Origin of the sequence: Streptococcus sp. 27098_8_22 (genome assembly GCF_041432415.1) — a bacterium.
Lineage (GTDB): Bacteria > Bacillota > Bacilli > Lactobacillales > Streptococcaceae > Streptococcus > Streptococcus pseudopneumoniae_M.
In genome coordinates this window covers 1-18,488 of sequence record NZ_JAPVZP010000005.1, presented here as the reverse complement: position 1 = coordinate 18,488, position 18,488 = coordinate 1, and the positions used below count along the sequence as shown (strand labels likewise).

Annotated in this window: 20 protein-coding genes and 1 pseudogene; 15 read left to right on the top strand and 6 right to left on the bottom strand. The window is 36.3% G+C overall.

Features of this window, described 5'->3' with window-relative positions; genetic code table 11:
* Positions 1–44: 44 nt before the first annotated feature.
* Positions 45–1,328, top strand: coding sequence for a hypothetical protein (locus tag O3633_RS06745; protein WP_049529773.1), 1,284 nt, complete (start codon positions 45–47; stop codon positions 1,326–1,328).
* Between the two features lie 214 nt (positions 1,329–1,542).
* On the opposite strand, the gene cadX is transcribed toward O3633_RS06745, so the two are convergent.
* Together cadX and O3633_RS06735 are read right to left on the bottom strand one after the other, a co-directional pair.
* The gene (gene cadX / locus O3633_RS06740) at positions 1,543–1,881 is read right to left on the bottom strand and encodes a Cd(II)/Zn(II)-sensing metalloregulatory transcriptional regulator CadX (RefSeq protein WP_000711086.1); all 339 of its coding nucleotides are present in this window, start codon (positions 1,879–1,881) and stop codon (positions 1,543–1,545) included.
* An 11-nt stretch (positions 1,882–1,892) separates the two neighbouring features.
* Complete coding sequence (locus O3633_RS06735; RefSeq protein WP_049529775.1) at positions 1,893–2,507, bottom strand: CadD family cadmium resistance transporter; 615 nt, start codon at positions 2,505–2,507, stop codon at positions 1,893–1,895.
* Positions 2,508–2,535: 28 nt separating this feature from the next.
* Here O3633_RS06735 and O3633_RS06730 point away from each other — a divergent pair, with 28 nt between their 5' ends.
* Positions 2,536–2,721, top strand: a complete 186-nt coding sequence (locus O3633_RS06730) for a FanG protein (protein ID WP_080566886.1) — start codon at positions 2,536–2,538, stop codon at positions 2,719–2,721.
* A 111-nt stretch (positions 2,722–2,832) separates the two neighbouring features.
* Here the strand turns inward: O3633_RS06730 and O3633_RS06725 are convergent, their stop codons facing one another.
* On the bottom strand, positions 2,833–3,444 hold the full coding sequence (locus tag O3633_RS06725; protein ID WP_049529776.1) for a Fic/DOC family protein: 612 nt from the start codon (positions 3,442–3,444) through the stop codon (positions 2,833–2,835).
* The gene (locus tag O3633_RS06720; protein ID WP_000171300.1) at positions 3,437–3,625 is read right to left on the bottom strand and encodes a hypothetical protein; all 189 of its coding nucleotides are present in this window, start codon (positions 3,623–3,625) and stop codon (positions 3,437–3,439) included. Before O3633_RS06720 ends, O3633_RS06725 begins: the two co-directional genes overlap by 8 nt.
* Before the next feature lie 147 nt (positions 3,626–3,772).
* Between O3633_RS06720 and O3633_RS06715 the strand changes: the two genes are divergently transcribed.
* Positions 3,773–4,273 carry a hypothetical protein gene (locus O3633_RS06715; protein WP_049529777.1) on the top strand — a complete coding sequence of 167 codons (501 nt, stop codon included), beginning with the start codon at positions 3,773–3,775 and terminating at the stop codon, positions 4,271–4,273.
* 639 nt (positions 4,274–4,912) lie between these two features.
* On the opposite strand, the gene relB is transcribed toward O3633_RS06715, so the two are convergent.
* Positions 4,913–5,251 carry a type II toxin-antitoxin system RelB family anti-toxin gene (gene relB / locus O3633_RS06710; protein ID WP_049529783.1) on the bottom strand — a complete coding sequence of 113 codons (339 nt, stop codon included), beginning with the start codon at positions 5,249–5,251 and terminating at the stop codon, positions 4,913–4,915.
* Between the two features lie 132 nt (positions 5,252–5,383).
* On the opposite strand from relB, the gene O3633_RS06705 reads away from it, so the two are divergent.
* From O3633_RS06705 to O3633_RS06650, 12 genes and pseudogenes are all read left to right on the top strand, one after another.
* A complete protein-coding gene (locus tag O3633_RS06705; RefSeq protein WP_371620799.1) occupies positions 5,384–7,999 on the top strand; it encodes an SEC10/PgrA surface exclusion domain-containing protein in 2,616 nt (871 codons plus the stop codon).
* A 451-nt stretch (positions 8,000–8,450) separates the two neighbouring features.
* Complete coding sequence (locus tag O3633_RS06700; protein ID WP_080982607.1) at positions 8,451–8,609, top strand: Imm70 family immunity protein; 159 nt, start codon at positions 8,451–8,453, stop codon at positions 8,607–8,609.
* A 372-nt stretch (positions 8,610–8,981) separates the two neighbouring features.
* Positions 8,982–9,398, top strand: coding sequence for a PIM7 family immunity protein (locus O3633_RS06695; protein ID WP_049529779.1), 417 nt, complete (start codon positions 8,982–8,984; stop codon positions 9,396–9,398).
* A gap of 79 nt (positions 9,399–9,477) precedes the next feature.
* A complete protein-coding gene (locus O3633_RS06690; RefSeq protein WP_204373579.1) occupies positions 9,478–9,639 on the top strand; it encodes a hypothetical protein in 162 nt (53 codons plus the stop codon).
* A complete protein-coding gene (locus tag O3633_RS06685; protein ID WP_049529780.1) occupies positions 9,636–9,854 on the top strand; it encodes an HNH/ENDO VII family nuclease in 219 nt (72 codons plus the stop codon). The genes O3633_RS06690 and O3633_RS06685 overlap by 4 nt, the downstream gene beginning before the upstream one ends.
* Positions 9,847–10,166: pseudogene (locus O3633_RS06680) on the top strand (immunity protein Imm33 domain-containing protein). Before O3633_RS06685 ends, O3633_RS06680 begins: the two are co-directional and overlap by 8 nt.
* Before the next feature lie 216 nt (positions 10,167–10,382).
* A complete protein-coding gene (locus tag O3633_RS06675) occupies positions 10,383–13,385 on the top strand; it encodes an RHS repeat-associated core domain-containing protein (RefSeq protein WP_371620798.1) in 3,003 nt (1,000 codons plus the stop codon).
* 1 nt (position 13,386) lies between these two features.
* A complete protein-coding gene (locus tag O3633_RS06670) occupies positions 13,387–13,773 on the top strand; it encodes a barstar family protein (RefSeq protein WP_371620797.1) in 387 nt (128 codons plus the stop codon).
* A gap of 233 nt (positions 13,774–14,006) precedes the next feature.
* Entirely contained in the window at positions 14,007–15,155 is a 1,149-nt protein-coding gene (locus O3633_RS06665; RefSeq protein ID WP_371620796.1) for an RHS repeat-associated core domain-containing protein, read from the top strand.
* A complete protein-coding gene (locus tag O3633_RS06660; protein WP_371620795.1) occupies positions 15,124–15,822 on the top strand; it encodes a hypothetical protein in 699 nt (232 codons plus the stop codon). Before O3633_RS06665 ends, O3633_RS06660 begins: the two co-directional genes overlap by 32 nt.
* A gap of 14 nt (positions 15,823–15,836) precedes the next feature.
* Complete coding sequence (locus O3633_RS06655; RefSeq protein ID WP_049530714.1) at positions 15,837–16,532, top strand: hypothetical protein; 696 nt, start codon at positions 15,837–15,839, stop codon at positions 16,530–16,532.
* Positions 16,533–16,735: 203 nt separating this feature from the next.
* Positions 16,736–17,512 (top strand): hypothetical protein, encoded by a 777-nt coding sequence (locus O3633_RS06650; protein ID WP_049530597.1) that lies wholly within the window; start codon positions 16,736–16,738, stop codon positions 17,510–17,512.
* Between the two features lie 22 nt (positions 17,513–17,534).
* On the opposite strand, the gene O3633_RS06645 is transcribed toward O3633_RS06650, so the two are convergent.
* A complete protein-coding gene (locus O3633_RS06645) occupies positions 17,535–18,434 on the bottom strand; it encodes a tyrosine-type recombinase/integrase (RefSeq protein ID WP_049530596.1) in 900 nt (299 codons plus the stop codon).
* Positions 18,435–18,488 lie beyond the last annotated feature (54 nt).

Below are 18,488 nucleotides of genomic sequence, written 5' to 3'. Positions count from 1 at the left end.
AAAAATGATATGATAGTGATATAAAGTATCAATTAGGTGTAGGTATGATAAATAGACAAGCTAAGAAGTTTTTTGATTATTATTTAAAAATAGTTGCAACAGAAGAATATCAATCTTATTATCAAAGACATGAGCAGGAAGGATTAGAATTTCATAAAAAGTTCATTGAAGAAAAACATCCCGAATGGAGGACACGGACAGACTATTTTGATGAATTCTCAATTGGCGAGTTTATTATTTTAGATACACTTTCAAATGAGGGTGTTAATAAATTAACGAAGCGTTTATATTCGTTGCCAAAGTCGAAATTTAAAGTGAAAAATTATTATAAAAAACCTACTATATTTAAAAAATACGACTATGTCCATTTAGAATATTTAAGGCATGGAGTCGGAATTTTTGCTGAAATTGAGATAATTGGAGATAATTTTTTCAGCAGTATTGAAATAAGTTGGGCGACGGTAAATAATTATTATGCTATTTTTCAATATAGATTTCATTTAAAACAAGTATTGACAGAGTCTAATCTTCAATTATTTATTTCTGATAATATCAAAAACTTGAGTAAAAAAGATTACATTAATTGGTATATTCTGGATGATGAGGACGATAAGCTTAATTATCTATCTATTGATCAGATGACAAATGAACTTCCTTCTTTGATATGTCAACATTACATAACTACGTTTTTATATAGCGAAAATGGGAAAATGAACAAATTAATTAATCTAACAGTTGCTTTTCGAAAAGACAAAGTTGATATAGATAAAATATACTTCGGGGATATTAGTTATAGTCTATATAATAAAAAAGGCAATTACTATATTTCAAATAGTTTTAATGATAGTGATTATGTTCTATACTCAGGAAATAATTTCATTCCTAGATTTAGTATTTTAGGGTCTATATCACAATATGGGAACGAGCTCTATTACTTATTATTTGGAGAGCGAGAGCTTCACATTTTTGAAAGAGATTTTTCGAAATATGTATCAGGAAGAAAGAACATAATGTTTAATAAGAATTTTTTAAACCTTTTGAAAAAGATACAAAGCCTATCGGAGTCAGAAAACAGAATAGATATTTCTAATTTTAAAAAAGACTTTGAAGATTCTTGGACTATATTTGTATCAAATGACGAAGTTCAGCTAGAAAATTTATTTCATAAAAATTTGTCATATTATCGAAATGTAATTAAAGAAAATTATTCCTATTTGAATATGCTTACTGAGATAAATTATACAAAGACAAATACCATAAGTTCTATCGTTGCTACGATAGTCTCCATCATTGCTACCATTATATCTGTTATTGCTCTCCTAAAGTGATATAATCAGTTAAAATTCAGTTGTTTTGCTAAAATTAAAAGAAAAAAGCCTTTGAAATGCTGATTTCATAGGCTTTTAATATATCTAATCACTTCACTTCTGTAAAAAGATTAAATAATTTCTATTTTAGCTGTTAGAAACGTTGGTACATCAATGTTTTTAGAATGCTACAAAATAAAAGGTAGAGTGAATGGTAGAGTAGTAAAAATAGTTGTTATACTAGTTGATTAAAAAAATCTCTGATTTCCTCATCTTTTATAAAATAATATATAATTTTCCCCTCTCTTCTAGTATCCAAGATGTTTTGATTGGCTAGTTTACGAAGATGGTGGGAGGCAGATGCCATACTGAGATTTAGTAAACAGGCTATATCGCAGACACAGAGTTCTTCAACAGCAAGGAGATAAAAGATGATATTTATCTGTTTATTATCGGTAAACTTTGATAAAATACGAAGTGATTTTTGGACTTTTTCCTTTTCAAGGTAGTTCGTTGCGGTTGTAACATTTTGTTGATTTATAATATTCACTTGGCATATACTATCTTTTTTCATAATTTTTTCTCCTAGCCGAACACAGTCCTTAGCATGTCAAAGCTGTTGTTTTCAATCAGGATATACATCCCCAACCCTAAATAAACAACGGCAATAAACCATCTGCTATATTTTTCCAAAGTTTCTCCAACAGAAGGGACTTGTGCCAATTTTTGGGCAGAAAAAACCAAGAGATAAATCATGACTAGAAAAGTAAGTAAAGCCACTATCAAATTCGTTAAATTTAAGGTAATAAAATATGGGACAAAAACACCAATATTGTCAGCACCACAACTTGCAAAAGTAATCATAGCGACTAGAAAAATCAGGTTTTTATCATCTTTGCGCAAACCATCTTTTGCAATAGCTTCCCCATCAGAATCTCCTAAAAGCAAAACTTTGAGTCCTAGGAAAATTGGAATCAAACCGAGCAAACCTAAAATCTCTTTACTAGGAATATAATTTAAGACAAATGCAAAAAGTAAACTTAGCAATATTAGACTAACAGAGCCTAGAAATTGTCCTAAATAGATGTTAATGATGTCTTTTCTGCTTTTTCTTTTGGCAAAAAATAACATTAGGATAATAAGTAAGTCTACGGCTGTCCCAGAATACAGGATTATTGAAGTAACAACATTTTGAACCATAAAACACCTCGTTCAAATATATTTTTGAATGTATTTTAACATTAAACTTTGTAGATGTCAACTTCAGCTCCATCAAAATATAGATAAGAAGGTAGTGTACCAAACATTAAAAAGCCCTGCCATCGAAATGATAGCAGGGCTTAACTTCAATATCCAGATGATATATTTATCTAAAAAAGGTAGAGAAAAAGGTAGAGTTTGGACTGAAATATAGTGAAATGTATTGAAATTGAAAAAAGAAAAAACGCTTGAAATCAGCGTTTTTCTTATGTATTGATTCGTATTGAATGCTTACTTCACTTCTGTAATTATCAAGTATTACAATCTATATTTCTTTTAATATTTTAGCAAATAATTCTTCTAACTTCCCTAAGTCTCCATAGACAGTTCCGTCCATATAAAGGTTGTAAACTTCATCATCTTGTTCTACTCGTATTTGTGCAGAATACCCTTTTAATAGTGCTAAGGAACGAATAACTTCTCGTTGAGTTCGTCCATTTCCTTCTCGAAAGGGATGGAAATAATTAAGATTATCAAGAATTTTTGCTAAATGTTTAATGATTTCATCTTTTGAGTTGGCAGTTTGATGATAGGAATGAATGAGATGATTTATATAAGTTTCTGCAGCATTAAACGACTGTATCGACATAAAAGGATTACCACTTTTAGAGATATTCACCTTGCGATATTGTCCTGACCAGGCATAAACGTCTTGAAACAAATAGTTATGAATGGCTAAAATATTACTCATGGAATAGACTTCAATGGCTTTCAAGCGCAAGTCTGCAAGTCTTTTAGTAACGAATAAGTGTTCATTTCGGTAGGCTTCTTCAATATTTGTAACATTTTGTTTGTTGATTAAGACTGTGGAATTTGGATAGGTATATTGGTGATTAGGGTCAATATACTTATAGCCTTCGTATTGATTTTTAACCAATATTCAATTCCTTTCGTCTATTGACAACATAAGTTTTTAAATCAATCACATCTTGAACAGTAGGTTCATAATTTTCAATCATTGATGATCCAATAGCATACCAGACGGTATCGAAATCTGAAAAATTATCAAAGGGAATCCCTAAAATTGTTAATTCTTCTTTATTTACATCAAGAGTCATGGCACACCTCCTTATATAACGTTACCTTTATTATACCATAAAATCGGTATTTTTACCTAAAGGGATAGAGACTAAAAAACATATTATGTTTAATGTAGATTTATGATAAAATAGTTTTATTATAAAAAGAAATAACAGAGGTATAGCATGGAGCCATATATTACAGAAGCTTTAGTAAAAGCAGGGATTGAATTGGGAACTCTAACATTTAAGGGAACAACAACACTAGTGAATAGTAAAATTCAATCATTAAAGGAAGAACGTAACGCCGATAAATTACGAAATACTTATGATGAAATTGTAAATGAGTTACTTTCGGAACGAGAACAGGCAATTAGAATTGCTCAGGCATATAAAGAAGAATATGAAAAAGTACATATTGATGATAAAGATATTGAGTATTTGCACAACACTTTAGAACGGGTTATTTCTCTTCTATCTTCATTTACTAATGTTGAAGATGGGAAAGAAGATTCAATGAAACAATTGGTTGCTCTACTTAATAAGGATACTTTAAAGACTATGCAACTATTAGGATTTAATTACAAGGAGGCAATAGGAGAACCTTTGACGGAGGTTTGCTCAAATGCTATAAGAAATACATTAGGAGGTCTATCATCTAAGAAAAACGTACGTAACAAAAAATAATTGAATCAATGGTGTGAACTTTTTGGTAAAATCTAGCTCAATTTGTGTATTTTTAGGGTAAAATTCACACCATTCAAATGAAATTTATTCAAATTAGATGAAATTCTGTTTTCTGTAAATGTGGGAAAACATTGATTTTAAGCGGATGTTGACACTTATTCAAATAAAAGTGTTTCCAACCAGGTCTTAAGAAAGCTCGTAAAGCATCACAATTTAGTAAACGTTAATTCGAAAGAATTACTATACTTACAAAGAGCACCTTTCGGGGTGTTCTTTTTTTGACTTTATACGTTTTCCTAAAATACAGAACATGTTATTTCTTATTTATTATGATTGTACAATGCAAAGAGAAATCATAGTTGTTATAATCAAAAGTGTGATAGTATTAGCAAACCTATTTGGTAGCAATAGGAAGTTATTTTTTTATATTCTGTGTTATGTTTGTAGCTTGTTCACTCAATTTGGAGTTAAAGTCAGATGGTGAAGATTTTGATAGGTTAATGATCCGCATTCTCTAAATCGTATGTAAAAATAAAAGGTAGAACAAAAGTAGAAAATTCTTAATGATTTTTTGAAGAAATTTTTTAAAATAAGCAAGACTGTAAAATAAAACCCAACCAAAATTTATTTTGACTGGGTTTATTTGATATTCTTTACAATTTCATTAAATGAAGATATAATTTTTCCTTGCTTATCTTTGGGTAACTTTGTTAAGTTTTCAAAAAGTACTTCTGGAGAATCTTCTCGATCTGATTCAAATGATTGTAGATTGAAGAACTCCTCGACCGTTAGATTTAGGGCTTTGATTACGGATTCAAGAGTTTTTATCTTAAAATCATACTTCATGTTTTCTATATTTTGAATCGCTTTAACACCTAGCCCAGCAATTTCAGATAATTTTTCTTGACTTAATCCCTGTGCTTTTCTACACTCACGTATGCGAAATGCGATATGCTTTTGTAATTTATTATATTCCATACTATATACCATTTTACTATCTGTTTTCTCTAAAAATAAGTATAATAAACTATCCAAAAACAAGAAAAGTATGGTAAAATAGTACTATAGTCTAATAAAATGCATAGGGCATTGTACAAAAGGAGTTTATAAATGTCAAAAACTACGGAAAATAGGCATAGTGCTGCTAAAAAATTGTATACGGGTGCGGTTATTTCTGCCATTGCAGCAACTGGTTTTGTCGGAACAATCGGAACTACTCACGCAGATACAGTAGAGCTTCCATTACCTACAACTGCTAAAAACGAACCAGCTTTGGTAGAGAAAGGAGCACCAAAAAACGAAGAGAAAGTTCCTACTAAGGAAGTCACAAAAGGTCAAGTTGACGAAGCCAAGGACAAACTTGACAAATCTACCCAAGCAGCAGCAGACGCACAAGCCAAAAAAGACCAAGCGCAGACTGAAAAAGACAAGGCACAAACCGAAAAGGATAATGCTCAGTCTGAAGTAGATAAGGCGCAAGCAGTTAAGGATAAAGCAACACCAGAAAACATTGAAAAGCAAAAGCAAGAAGTTGCCAATGCTGAAACTGGTAAGACTAATGCTGAAAAGCAAGAAGAAAATGCTAAAAATGACCTTGAAAAAGCTAATCAAGTAGCTAAAGACCAAGAAAAAGTGGTTAAGAAGTCTGAGGATAAGGTAGCAAGTGCTGAAAAAGAAGTCAAAGACGCACAGACTAATGTAGATAGCGCACAAGCTATCCTTGACGGTACAGGCCAAGCGAAAGTTGTCGAAGAAAAGGAAAACGCTGAGACTTTCCAAAAGCAAGCACAGGAACAGTTGACGAGTGCAGAGAAGGCCTTGGAACTAGCTAAGTCAGACGACAAGAATCTTGCAGATGCAATTTCAAGCGTCCAAAACGAGTTGACAGAAGCTAGTAAGGTAGTAGCAAGCACAGAGTCTACATTGACTGATGCTACTAGCAAAGCTGACCAGACACAAACTGCTCTTGACCAAGCACAGGACACATTTACTAGGGCTGAAAGTAGTTATAAATCAATTAACACTTTCCAAGTTACTGATGAATATGTTAACGCTTTGAAATCCTATGTAAATAATCCTTATAACATTTTGGATGACCGTGCTAAGTGGAGAGAACATAGAGAAAAAGTAGAGTCTATCTTAAAGTCGGTTAACCAAGAAAATTTGAATTTGAATAAATTCAAAGGAAATGCAAATGATAAAGCTATCAGTGTTGATGCTAATAACTTGACAACCGAACAAATGACAGAACTTTCTCTATTTGCAAGTGATCTACTTAACCAAATCCGTGAGCGTTTTGGAACACCTAAAACTGTTGTAACAAAAGGCATGGTTCAAGTTGCTGACGAAGTGACTGACGGTTACGTAGCTGATGATTGGGGATTCGGAAAAGGTCACGATAACAAAGCAATAAATAACGTAGCTCGTAAGTATGGATTGCCTACTTATGAGGATGATACTCAAAATTACCTTGAAAATCTCAACAGTGTCAATAGTGGTGATGAAATTCATACCATGTATGATGCTAAAAAATGGGTTTATGAAAGTATTTCTGACTTGCTATTTAATGGTTGGGAGTGGATGCACGCTCAAAACATAACAGGTGTATCTTCTGTTCGAGGTGCTACTAAAGAATATTTTGCTTTAGATATTTCTAAGCGTCTAGGACGTACAAGCGCACACTTCATATCAGTTTTTGATAATCAAGTTACTGGAAACAAGTTGGATAAGACTGAAGTACCTAACAATAATACAGCAGAAAGCATTGTAAAAGCCTATAACAATGCAAAAGCTACCCTATTAAATGCTCAGACTGTAAACTATCAGGCACAACGTGAAAAAACAAGTGCTTCGCTTGCGAATATCAAGGCTAAAGGGGAGCAGGAAACAATTCAAAAACGATTGGATGCTCTTAAAGCTACACCACTTAAAACACCGACTGCTGAACGTAATCTTGTAAATGCAAAAGACACGCTCGCTAGTGCGAATGAGCGCTTGAAAAATGCTAAAAAAGCACTAGAAGCCTTGACTGCTGACGTTAAAATCAAGCAACAAAACCTTGACAAAGCGAAACAAGAACTTGCCAATAAAGAGGCTACCCTTACTAACGCTAAAAACAACCTAGCAAATGAAAAAGCTAAGTTGGAAGAGTTGAAATCTCTAATCAAGATCGCTGAAAAAAATCTCGCGCTATCTAAAGAGAAAGTAGCACAAGCAACTAAAACTCTTGAACAAGCCAAGGCTGACCTTGAAAACTTGCTCAATGCAGAGCCTAACTTAGTTAAAGCTAAGAAAGTTCTTGCTCAAAAAGAAGCTACTCTTAAAGAGAAAGCGATTGCTTTGAAAGAAGCACAAGCTGTCCTTGATAAGTTGTTGCAAGAGCAAAAAATCGACCAAGAAGCCTATGACAAACTCTTTGCGTTATATAGTGAACAAGTAGAAGCTAAACGTTTAGCTGACCTTACCGAAGCAAAACGTAAAGAGCTTGAAAAAGCAGGTTACAAACCAGTACTAGTTGTAGATGGTAAAGGGAATGTGGTTGATTACAAAGCAGAGAAAGTAACGGTAGGAACTAAAGACGACAAAACTTATCAAGCGCCTGCACAAGCTACCAATGCTAAGAAACAACTTCCAAATACTGGAACGAAAGAATCAAGTCTCCTAGCGGTGATTGGGGCAAGTCTTGGACTACTCGCTTTAGTAGGAAAACGAAAATATAATAGATAAAAAGAAAGAGAGCGTTGGCTCTCTTTTCTAGTAAAATAAAACAAGTTAACATATCTGTAAAAATTTTATATAAGGGAAACTTTTAATATTCTGGTTCGATTTTTGCTTATTTTTTATGAAAGTTTCCCTTATTTCAATGAAACTGATTGAAATTAGTTGAAATTTCATTTTTTGAAAACTTATGAAAATGTTGATTTTAAAGCACTTTGAAATAAGTGATGCCCCAACCAAATCTTAAGAAAGCTCGTAAAGCTAGCCAGTTCTCTAAACGTTAAGAACCAGCTACAATACAGCATTTACAACACTTCATGGTTCACACCATGGGGTGTTTTTTTGATGAATTTTAGCAAACCATACAACTTTACTCGAAAGAATGCTATAATAGCTTAGAATAACTGATTTTCTGTTGAAATATATTTATGGGGGATTACGATGCTACTTGTCTTAAAGGTTGGTTTGTTCTATTAGACAATTGGATTTTGAATTCCTTTTTTCAACTGTCTTTATACACCTTGAAAATTCAAATTGGGGTAGTTGTTATCCAATCCTTATGAACGAGTTGTATCAGGGGAGAGTTTCAGTATATTATTTAAAGAATTGTCTACTCTAACTACAGAGTATTAGCATAGAGTTTAGCACATTATCGTCTTATAATAATATTTTGGGCTTTGAACATGCAAGTTCTATGGAAAAAGTGTTGAGATCTCTACTTGGTAGGTTTCCTTGATTGCTTCATCATGCGAGGAAGATTTATTTAAAATGACTATTGAAGTTTGAGAATTTGGATGTTTATATCTATGGTGCTTTTAAAGTGACAAAAATTTTAAGACTTATAAGTATTTTTGAAGATAGGATTCAGATCAAACTGAAATCAATCAGAATGCAAACGGTCAAAGACTAGAGTACGACTTTGATAGGGCAAAAAACTGCTGCAGTATAATCGGCATGATAGTTGTTACTGTAATAAGCGAAGGAAATAGACATGAGAGAATTTGAAATAAGGGAGAAGCAGGATAAGATAAATCAGACTGACTATTGGGATTGTCGGATTCTAGATTTACAAATATTATATTTTGGCGATGAAGTCCATATATACATAGAAAGTTATAACGAGAATAAAGTAGATTTAGAGGAATGTTGGAAAGTCAGTTTCCTTGCTTGTGCATCACTGAATTATGAGACAGATGCACAAAATCGCAAAAAATTTAAAGTAAAAGATTTTACACAAAATCACTTGTATACCTGTCAAGAGATATCTCTTGAATATTACGATGGCAGTTTTTTTCAAACCAGGATAGTTTTAGAAGGATTAGTCAAGTTCAATATCATTTCTAGGGATGTTACTGTGGAAAGAATCAAACTATCAGAACATGATTTTTTCTGGAAGAGCACTTTTTAAATTTTTAATATAGGAAACATTAAGTACGTGTGTAAACATACTAAAAATAAGGCATAAGAAGGCTCCTAAGGATGATGTGGTGACGACGAAGCTTACGGGTGGACGTATACCAATGACAGTAGAGAATCTCCAAATGTTTGCGGAGAAGCCTAAGGCTTATTCTAATAGTCGTCCAAATTATGCAAAAAGACAGATAGAGGAAGTGTTTGAGAATGCCAAGAAAAAAATGGAAGTAAAGTGATTGATCCAACAGGTAAAGAAATTACTTGGGATAAAACAAGAAAAAGAGCTGGCCAATGGGATATGGGACATATTCCAGGTGAAAAATATTCTGAGAAACATCGACAATATATGAGTGGAGAAATTAGTAAATCTGAGTTTTTAGAATGGTATAGATTTCCATTTAATTATAGGCCAGAATTACCTAGTACAAATATAGGTCATAAATATGAGTAAAATAGGAATGGGATTAGGTGCTTCAATAGTGTCTAATAATATTTTAAAAAATAAGGCGAATATAAAATGGATATTCCGAGAGGATTCCGTTGATGAACTAGATAATGGATGGCGTTTTTTTCCAAAATAGATACTGAAAAGTATCTATCACATTCAGAAAATATGTCAGTATGTGACTGGAGTACAATTGTTGAAATAGAACCTGCAGTATTACCAATTTTTAACATGCCTATTGGAACAGAACTCATACTTATTTACGAAGGTGAGAAGAAGTATTTCTTAGATTCAAATACTGGCGAAAAAATTTTTTAATATAATTGGTATAGATTTAAGGATATTGAAAAATTAATATAAATTTCTTATTGAAAATCTAGTTTATTAAAACACTTTCTAATAATTAAAATCTTACTTAAGAATGTGATAAATTTTAAATAACCTATCCAGCTGTAATAGAACCATAGATAAAACTCTCGAGGATGGATTTCTTCGAGAGTTTTATGTTCACACTCTGAAAAGCAAGATGGGCAAGTGCTCTATACCTATGATGCGGACGGCCGTCGGGTGTCTATGAGTGATCTGACAGGAACTAGTCAGTACGCGACCAACGAAGAAGGCGAGATCACGGGCGTTCGTCAGGGAGATGGTAGCCTGATCCAGTACGAGTATGATGCTTATGGCAATATCTCGAAGATGATTTACCCAGATGGTAGCACAGTTTCTTATACTTACGATGAACTGGATCGTCTCACTTCCGTGACAGATGTCAAAGGACAAAAGACCAGCTATAGCTACAACACCGCAGGGGATCTGACGGAAGTTAATCGAGGAGATGGGACCAAGAGCTTCTTGACCTATGACAAGGCTCACCGTCTCACCGAACTCCGTCACATGGACAAGCAAGACAAGCTCATCTCCAGCTACGGCTATGAGTATGATGATGGTGGCTATATCGCTAAGGAAACCATCAAGCAAGATGGTGAAACCCTAGTCCATACCTACACCTACGATACTTTGGGTCAAGTGGAAAACATGATCGTATCGGATGCATCTGGTAAGGAACTTTCCAAGCTCTCCTACACCTATGACCTAGCCGGCAATAAGCTGACTAGCACCGAGACAGTTGATGGTAAGGAGAGCCAGACACGCTTTACCTATGATGACCATAACCACTTGACCAAACTAGAAGGTCCAGATGGCACCATCACCTATACCTACGACAAGAATGGCAATCGCATCGCTTCTGAGAAGAATTCAGAGAAGCTAGACTACATCTACGACACAGAGAACCGCCTGCTTGCGATCAAGGACAAGAAGGGCCTTCTCATGGCTGCGCTTTACGATGGGGATGATAACCGTGTCTTCACTGCTAGTCGCAAGGAAGGCAAGAACACTTATCAACTCTTCCAACGCAAACCTAAGGAAGATCAATCTGGTGATCAGGTATCGCATGCAGGTAGAGGCAAGTCAGGACGTAAGTCGCCATACACAGCCCCAAGTGGGGAAGAAAACTCCCTCTTCTGGTATGGCTTTAGTCAGAATGTCCTCCAAGCCCTATCCACCCTACCACAGACAGTAGGAAGCATCTGGCACAGCATCTTTGACGATGTGTCGAGAGCCTATCACCAGAAAGTGGCTAAGGATCGAGCGACCAAGGAAGGAATCGTGGTCAACCCACCAGAACTCGGGAACTTACCTGGACAGGGAGAAGTGACCTATGCCAGTCAGGTTCAGGATGTCCTGATCCCTTATACCACACGAGAGGATACCTACAACTACTACGAGGAACGCAACTATGTCAACGATGTCAATCGTGAACATACAGAAGTCCTCGAAACCTATGACCATGATGGCAAGGCACGTGAGACCTATAGCTATGGCAAGGGTCGAGCTAGCTACCTCAACAACCAAACAGGTGACAGCTACAACTACTTGACTAACCAGTCAGGCTCTGTGACAGGTTTGACCAAGGATGGACAAGCCGTCGCATCCAGTCGCTATAACCTCTATGGGGCAAGAAAGACAAGCACAGATACAACAGGGAATCCCTTTGCCTATAACGGTGAAGCTCGTGACGATACTGGACTTGACTATTTACGAGCAAGATATTATGATAGTCAGGGAGGTACGTTCTTAACAGAGGATAGCTACCCAGGTGAGGACACAGATCCTCTCAGCCAGAACCTCTACAGCTATGTGCAGAACAACCCGGTTAACTATACAGACCCGAGTGGGCATAGAATGGTCTGGATGGGTGGTGAAGGCGAACCAAGTCGCCCTCGTAGTATCAATACGCGCCTTCAACGTTTCTACCAACGGAGTATTGTTGAACAAGATGCTTTAGGTCGTGCAGTGTCACTACGTGAATACACAGATCGTCGTATTCAAACCGATCGAAACTTCCGAGCACCAGCAAGTTATTATCAAGCTTTTGGTCCCAATGTGGCAACATATCAGGGTGGAAGTTACGGAGGACAAAGTTCTTATGCATATGCCCAACAACAAGCAGCGCGCGCAAGAGCCCAAGCAGAACAGCGCCGTCGCCAACAGATTCGCTATGAATATGGTTTAGCAACAGGCATTAAGTCATCTCCAACCATCCGGGAAGGATTAAATTTACTTCGTAATTGGAACACGGCATTACAGAACACCTTGAAGCATGTATGTAATCCAAAAACGACTAAGGGTCAAGATGATGCTAGCAAGAAAAAACTGACAGCTAGTGAGTTACGACAACTTGTCAAAAAAGCAAATTCTGGCGATATGTCTGCGGTTGCAGCCTTGTCGAGAAGCTATGATGGTAAATCAGGTATAGGGACGGGCATACGCACAAAAGAGGAAATTGAAGCTGGTAACAAACTGGTTTGGGAGAATACAGTAGATGGCTTAAAGAAAATACCTTATATAATCGGAGAGTTTTTCTCTGTCAACGATACATACCGTCTAACTACAGGGAAAGATCCTGAAACAGGTGAGAATGCCAGTCGCATAGAAGCAGCTGGATGGCTACTAGCTGATATCGTAACATTAAAAACTAGTAAAGTTGCCAAGGGAGCTAAAGCCGCTAGTAAAGGCTTAAAAGCACTGGATAAGGTTAATGATGCATCAAAAGCTGCGAAGGCAGCTGATAGAGCTAAAGATGCTTCGAAAGCTGCAAAGGCTGTGGACAAGGCATCAGATGCTGCTCGTGTGGCGGATAAAGTAGATGATGTTAACAAAGGTTTGAGGGGTAGTAAGAAACTAGATGAATTTCCTCAGCATGTACAAGACGCTTATAATGGTTATTCACGTAATAATTGGACAGGAACATATAAAGGACAAAGTACTGGTACCAAGGCTGGAGGACGATTTAAAAATAATAAAAATTACTTACCAAATGTTGATGCAAATGGAAATACAATTATGTATAGAGAGTTTGATATAAATTCAAAAATTGTTGATAGTACGAGAGATGCAGAGCGTTTTGTTAAAGGAAGTGATGGTAGTTTGTATTATACAGATAAGCATTACGAGCAATTTATAAGGGTGAAATAAGGTGAATGTATATAAACGAATAACAAAATTAGAGAAAATATACTTAATGTTCAAATTCTCTGGTTATTTTAATCTAAATATTGATGGAAAAACAGTACAGAGTGAAAAAGATGCTGTACAGATATTAGCGGAAGATTTTAATATTGATGATCTCCAAGATGGCAATTGGGATGCACTAGCTGATCGTCTTGAGCGTCCTGACTATATAATCCCAGATAGCATTAATATTTTTATAAATAATGCAAAGTATCTTTTTATCAATGATGAAATTTCTAAAAATATTTTTTTAGAGATTTTATCTGACACTGTTTTGTGGTGGGATGGAGGCGTTGAGAGATACATAGTTGATGGTAAGAGAAAAAAATTTAATGTTTATATCATTGAATAATGCCATTTCATCGAGATCTAAACAAATAAAAGTATATTGCTGAATGTGGTACACCCCAAAATTTAGATAGAAAGTCTAATTCTTTGGGGTGTTTTGCTATGAAATCATCAAAAGATTAAATTTTTAGTCTCACCGAACTCCGCCATGTAGATAAGCAGAATAAGCTCATCTCTAGCTATGGTCAGGGTCGAGCAAGCTACCTCAACAACCAAACAGGTGACAGCTACAACTACTTGACTAACCAGTCAGGCTCTGTGACAGGATTGACCAAGGATGGGCAAGCCGTCGCATCAAGCAGCTATAACCTCTATGGGGCAAGAAAGACAAGCACCGACACAACAGGGAATCCATTTGCCTATAACGGCGAAGCTCGTGACGATACTGGGCTTGACTATTTACGAGCAAGATATTATGATAGTCAGGGAGGTACGTTCTTAACAGAGGATAGCTACCCAGGTGAGGCGACGGACCCTCTCAGCCAGAACCTCTACAGCTATGTGCAGAACAACCCGGTTAACTATACAGACCCGAGTGGGCATTTCTGGAACAGTATCAAAAAAGGCTGGAACTATGTTAAAAAGACAGCCTCTAATGCTTGGAATGGTGTTAAACGAGTCGCATCTAATACCTGGAATACTGTGAAAAGAGTGGCCTCAAACACCTGGAATAGTGTGAAGAGCTTCGCCTCCAAGGCTTGGAATGCGACTAAGAGTGCTTTCAACCACGCGACTAACTGGGTCAACACTCAATACAATCGTGCATCGAATTGGGTTGGCAGACAGTGGAATAAGGTTCAAACGGCCTACAATAGTGCCAGTGACTATGTACAAACGAAATACCAGCAAACAGTAGCTCAGATAGAAGCCAAGCGCCAACAAGTGGTTCGGTCTGCCTATGCCTTGGCAACAGGCTTGAGCTCTTCCCCAACCATCCGAGAAGGTATGAATCTCCTCCGAAACTGGGGAACAGCCTTGCAGAATACCTTAAAACATGTCTGTACAACAGCTGAACGAGTTAAGAATCAAGTCGTTGATTTCGTGAAAAATGTCGACTGGAAGAAGGTTGCCGTAACTGCGGCAGCTATCGGTGTCGGTATTGCTCTTACCGTAGCGACTGGAGGTCTTGGAGCCCCCGTAGCGATGGCTATCGGTGGTGCAGCCTCTGGAGCAATCATCTCAGGATATGATGCCTATAGTTCTGGCCAACGTGGTTGGGAATTGGTTGGTTCGATTGCCAAAGGAGCAGGAACAGGTGCTATCTCAGGTCTTATTGGTGGTCAATTGATGGGAGCAGGAGCTAGTCTAGCAACCAATGTGACCCAAAATATTGGCAATCAAGCAGTTCGACAAGTTGCCAAAGATTGGAGTGGAATCTGCGGTTGAGACTGCGATTGACACAGGTATTGATTTGGCCACAGGAAATAAGATTACTGGTCAAACAGTCGCCATGAACTTTGCCTTTAACACCTTTACCAACGGAGCAGGTAGTGTGTCTCCTAAGAAGGCTCCTAAGGCTGATGTGGTGACTACGAAGCCTACGGGTGGACGTATACCAATGACAGTAGATAATCTCCAAATGTTTGCGGAGAAGTCTGGTGCTTCAGTATCTAAAGCACGATATGGGAAAAGTAAATTATCTGCTGCAGAATATAAAAAATTAAGAGATAATACTCCAACACCCGATCTTCGGATGAGAGTAAATGAAGGGATTAGTCTGCCGATGAATGATTTTGCAATACCAGGAAATGTTATTACCAAGAAATTAGAAGTTGATCATATAGTCCCAATGAAAAAAATTGTTACTATGGAGGGATTTGATAAGTTATCATCGGAGCAACAACTTTCTGTGTTGAATTTTGAAGAGAATTTTATAGGATTAAGTAAATCAGCAAATACTTCAAAAGGAGCAAAATCTTATAGCGATTGGACGATGTATAAAAAAACTAATACACCGATAAATCCAATTTTTAGGGAAGAAATGATAAGAAAAGAAGCAATCTTAGAAGGGGAACTTCAGAGTATGATAGATAATTTTATCTATGATAAATAAATTGGAGGTAGTTTATGAATGAAAAATTAAATTTTTTAAAGAAATATGTACCAGCTGGAGAGATGGTCGAGATTTTATCTAATTTTGAAAATCTGTCCAATCATACTATTCCACAATATTGGCGCGATGCATTTCAAACATCAGATTTTTCTAAAAGAAAACAAATAATTTTTGAGGAATGGAAAAAATATTTAGGAGTTGAACTCAGCAATACAATCTCATATCTAGAGGAATTTTCAGAAGATATAGATCTTATCAAAATTGGAAGCAATTATTCATTGCTTTATTCCATTAGAACGTATCAAAGCAATAGCTTGGTTTTTTATGAGGGGAAAATGCCGATTTTGGAGCAACATTTTATTGATCATTTTAAGCAGTCAGATATAGAATTAGATGAGAGTATTATTCAGTTTTATACAAAAGTTCATGCAGGTTTTAATGACTATACGAGTAAAAGTATGGGATTAGACGATTTAGATATGATTGAACCAATAGCCGATTATGATTGGGAATTTGAGGATCAGTTAACAGATGATATTTCCTGTTATTACAATTTTTTTAGTAATGGTATGGGAAAGTATCTCGTTTTAGATTTGTCTAAACCAATAGATGAAGGAGGTATATTTTGGTCAAAGGATGAATTGCCAGAATATCCGATCCCTTTTTGGGATTATGTTGATGAATGGATAATCATCGGTTTAGATTTTTGATGACGTAGGATTATGAGTTAAATTAATCTAAAATCTCTTGAAGAATTTCTTCAGGAGATTTTACTTATGGCTTACTATAAAGTTTACTTCTAGCTGACTATATTGATACCAGCATCGCTTCTGAGAAGAACTCAGAGAAGCTAGACTATATCTACGACACCGAGAACCGCTTGCTTGCGATCAAGGACAAGAAGGGCCTTCTCATGGCTGCGCTTTACGATGGGGATGATAACCGTGTCTTCACTGCTAGTCGCAAGGAAGGCAAGAACACTTATCAACTCTTCCAACGCAAACCTAAGGAAGATCAATCTGGTGATCAGGTATCGCATGCAGGTAGAGGCAAGTCAGGTCGTAAGTCACCATATACAGCCCCAAGTGGGGAAGAAAACTCTCTCTTCTGGTATGGCTTTAGTCAGAATGTCCTCCAAGCCCTATCCACGCTACCGCAAACGATAGGAAGCATCTGGCATAGCATCTTTGACGATGTGTCGAGAGCCTATCACCAGAAAGTGGCTAAGGATCGAGCGACCAAGGAAGGAATCGTGGTCAACCCACCAGAACTCGGTAACTTACCGGGACAGGGAGAAGTAACCTATGCCAGTCAGGTCCAGGATGTTCTGATCCCTTATACCACACGAGAGGATACCTACAACTACTACGAGGAACGCAACTATGTCAACGATATCAATCGTGAACATACAGAAGTCCTTGAAACCTATGATCATGATGGCAAGGCTCGTGAGACCTATGGCTATGGTCAGGGTCGAGCTAGCTACCTCAACAACCAAACAGGTGACAGCTACAACTACTTGACTAACCAGTCAGGCTCTGTGACAGGCTTGACCAAGGATGGACAAGCCGTCGCATCAAGCAGCTATAACCTCTATGGCGCAAGAAAGACAAGCACCGACACAACAGGCAATCCATTTGCCTATAATGGCGAAGCTCGTGACGATACTGGACTTAATTATTCAGGATAGGGCTACCTCCATGAAGGTAGCCCTATTTTTTTGATTGTGAATGAATCGAAGCGATGGGATTACACAGAGTTAGAATTTCTTTTTGCTTTGACTGAGATACATGAGTATAGATTTGTGTGACTGAGATAGAACTATGTCCAAGAAATTGTTGAATGTATCGAATATCTACATCACTATCTAGAAGCATCGTTGCGAAACTATGTCTAAACATATGGGGAGTAATAGGTGTAGTTAAGTTATGTTGTTTAACAAGGGTATTTAGAATTAAACGTACACTTTGCTCTGACAATGGTTTGATAGAATATTTTCCAGGGAATAGGTAGTCACTGGGTTGAAAGCAGTAGTTATTTATATATGTTTCTAGTAAGCTAAATGTTATTTGATCTCCTAAAAATAGGATACGTTCTTTCTTACCTTTTCCCATAATATGGAGAGTCCTATTTGAAAGATTAATATTTTTAAGATGAATATGACAAAGTTCGGAAATCCTAATACCAGTTGAAAGCAATAGGGAAATGATTAGCAAATTTCTTTCAGCTTTTTGTTTTTGATATTTAGTTTTTGAATAGGCAACTTTCTGTTCTAGATGTGAAAAAATACTTTTCAAAATATCATAAGGAATTGTTTTAGGTAATATTTTTTCCGTTCTAAATTGAAAACGTAATTGATTAAAAGGATTCTCATCAACTAAATTCTGATATTTTAAGTAGCTGTAAAACACCTTCAAACTAGCAATTTTGCGACGTAATGTATTAGATTTAATATTGGATTTCGTCAAATGTTCAACATAGGTTTCCACACTGCTGTAATTTGAATTGTAAAATTGCAAAAGATCATTTTTGTAAGCTCGAATCGTATGTGAACTTAAGCGTCTATGAGTTTCGCAGTAGTCTAAGAAAGTAGAAATATGTTTATAATCCATGAATAACTCCTTTATCAATAATCATGCTATTATAAACTTATTTGGATGCTTTGT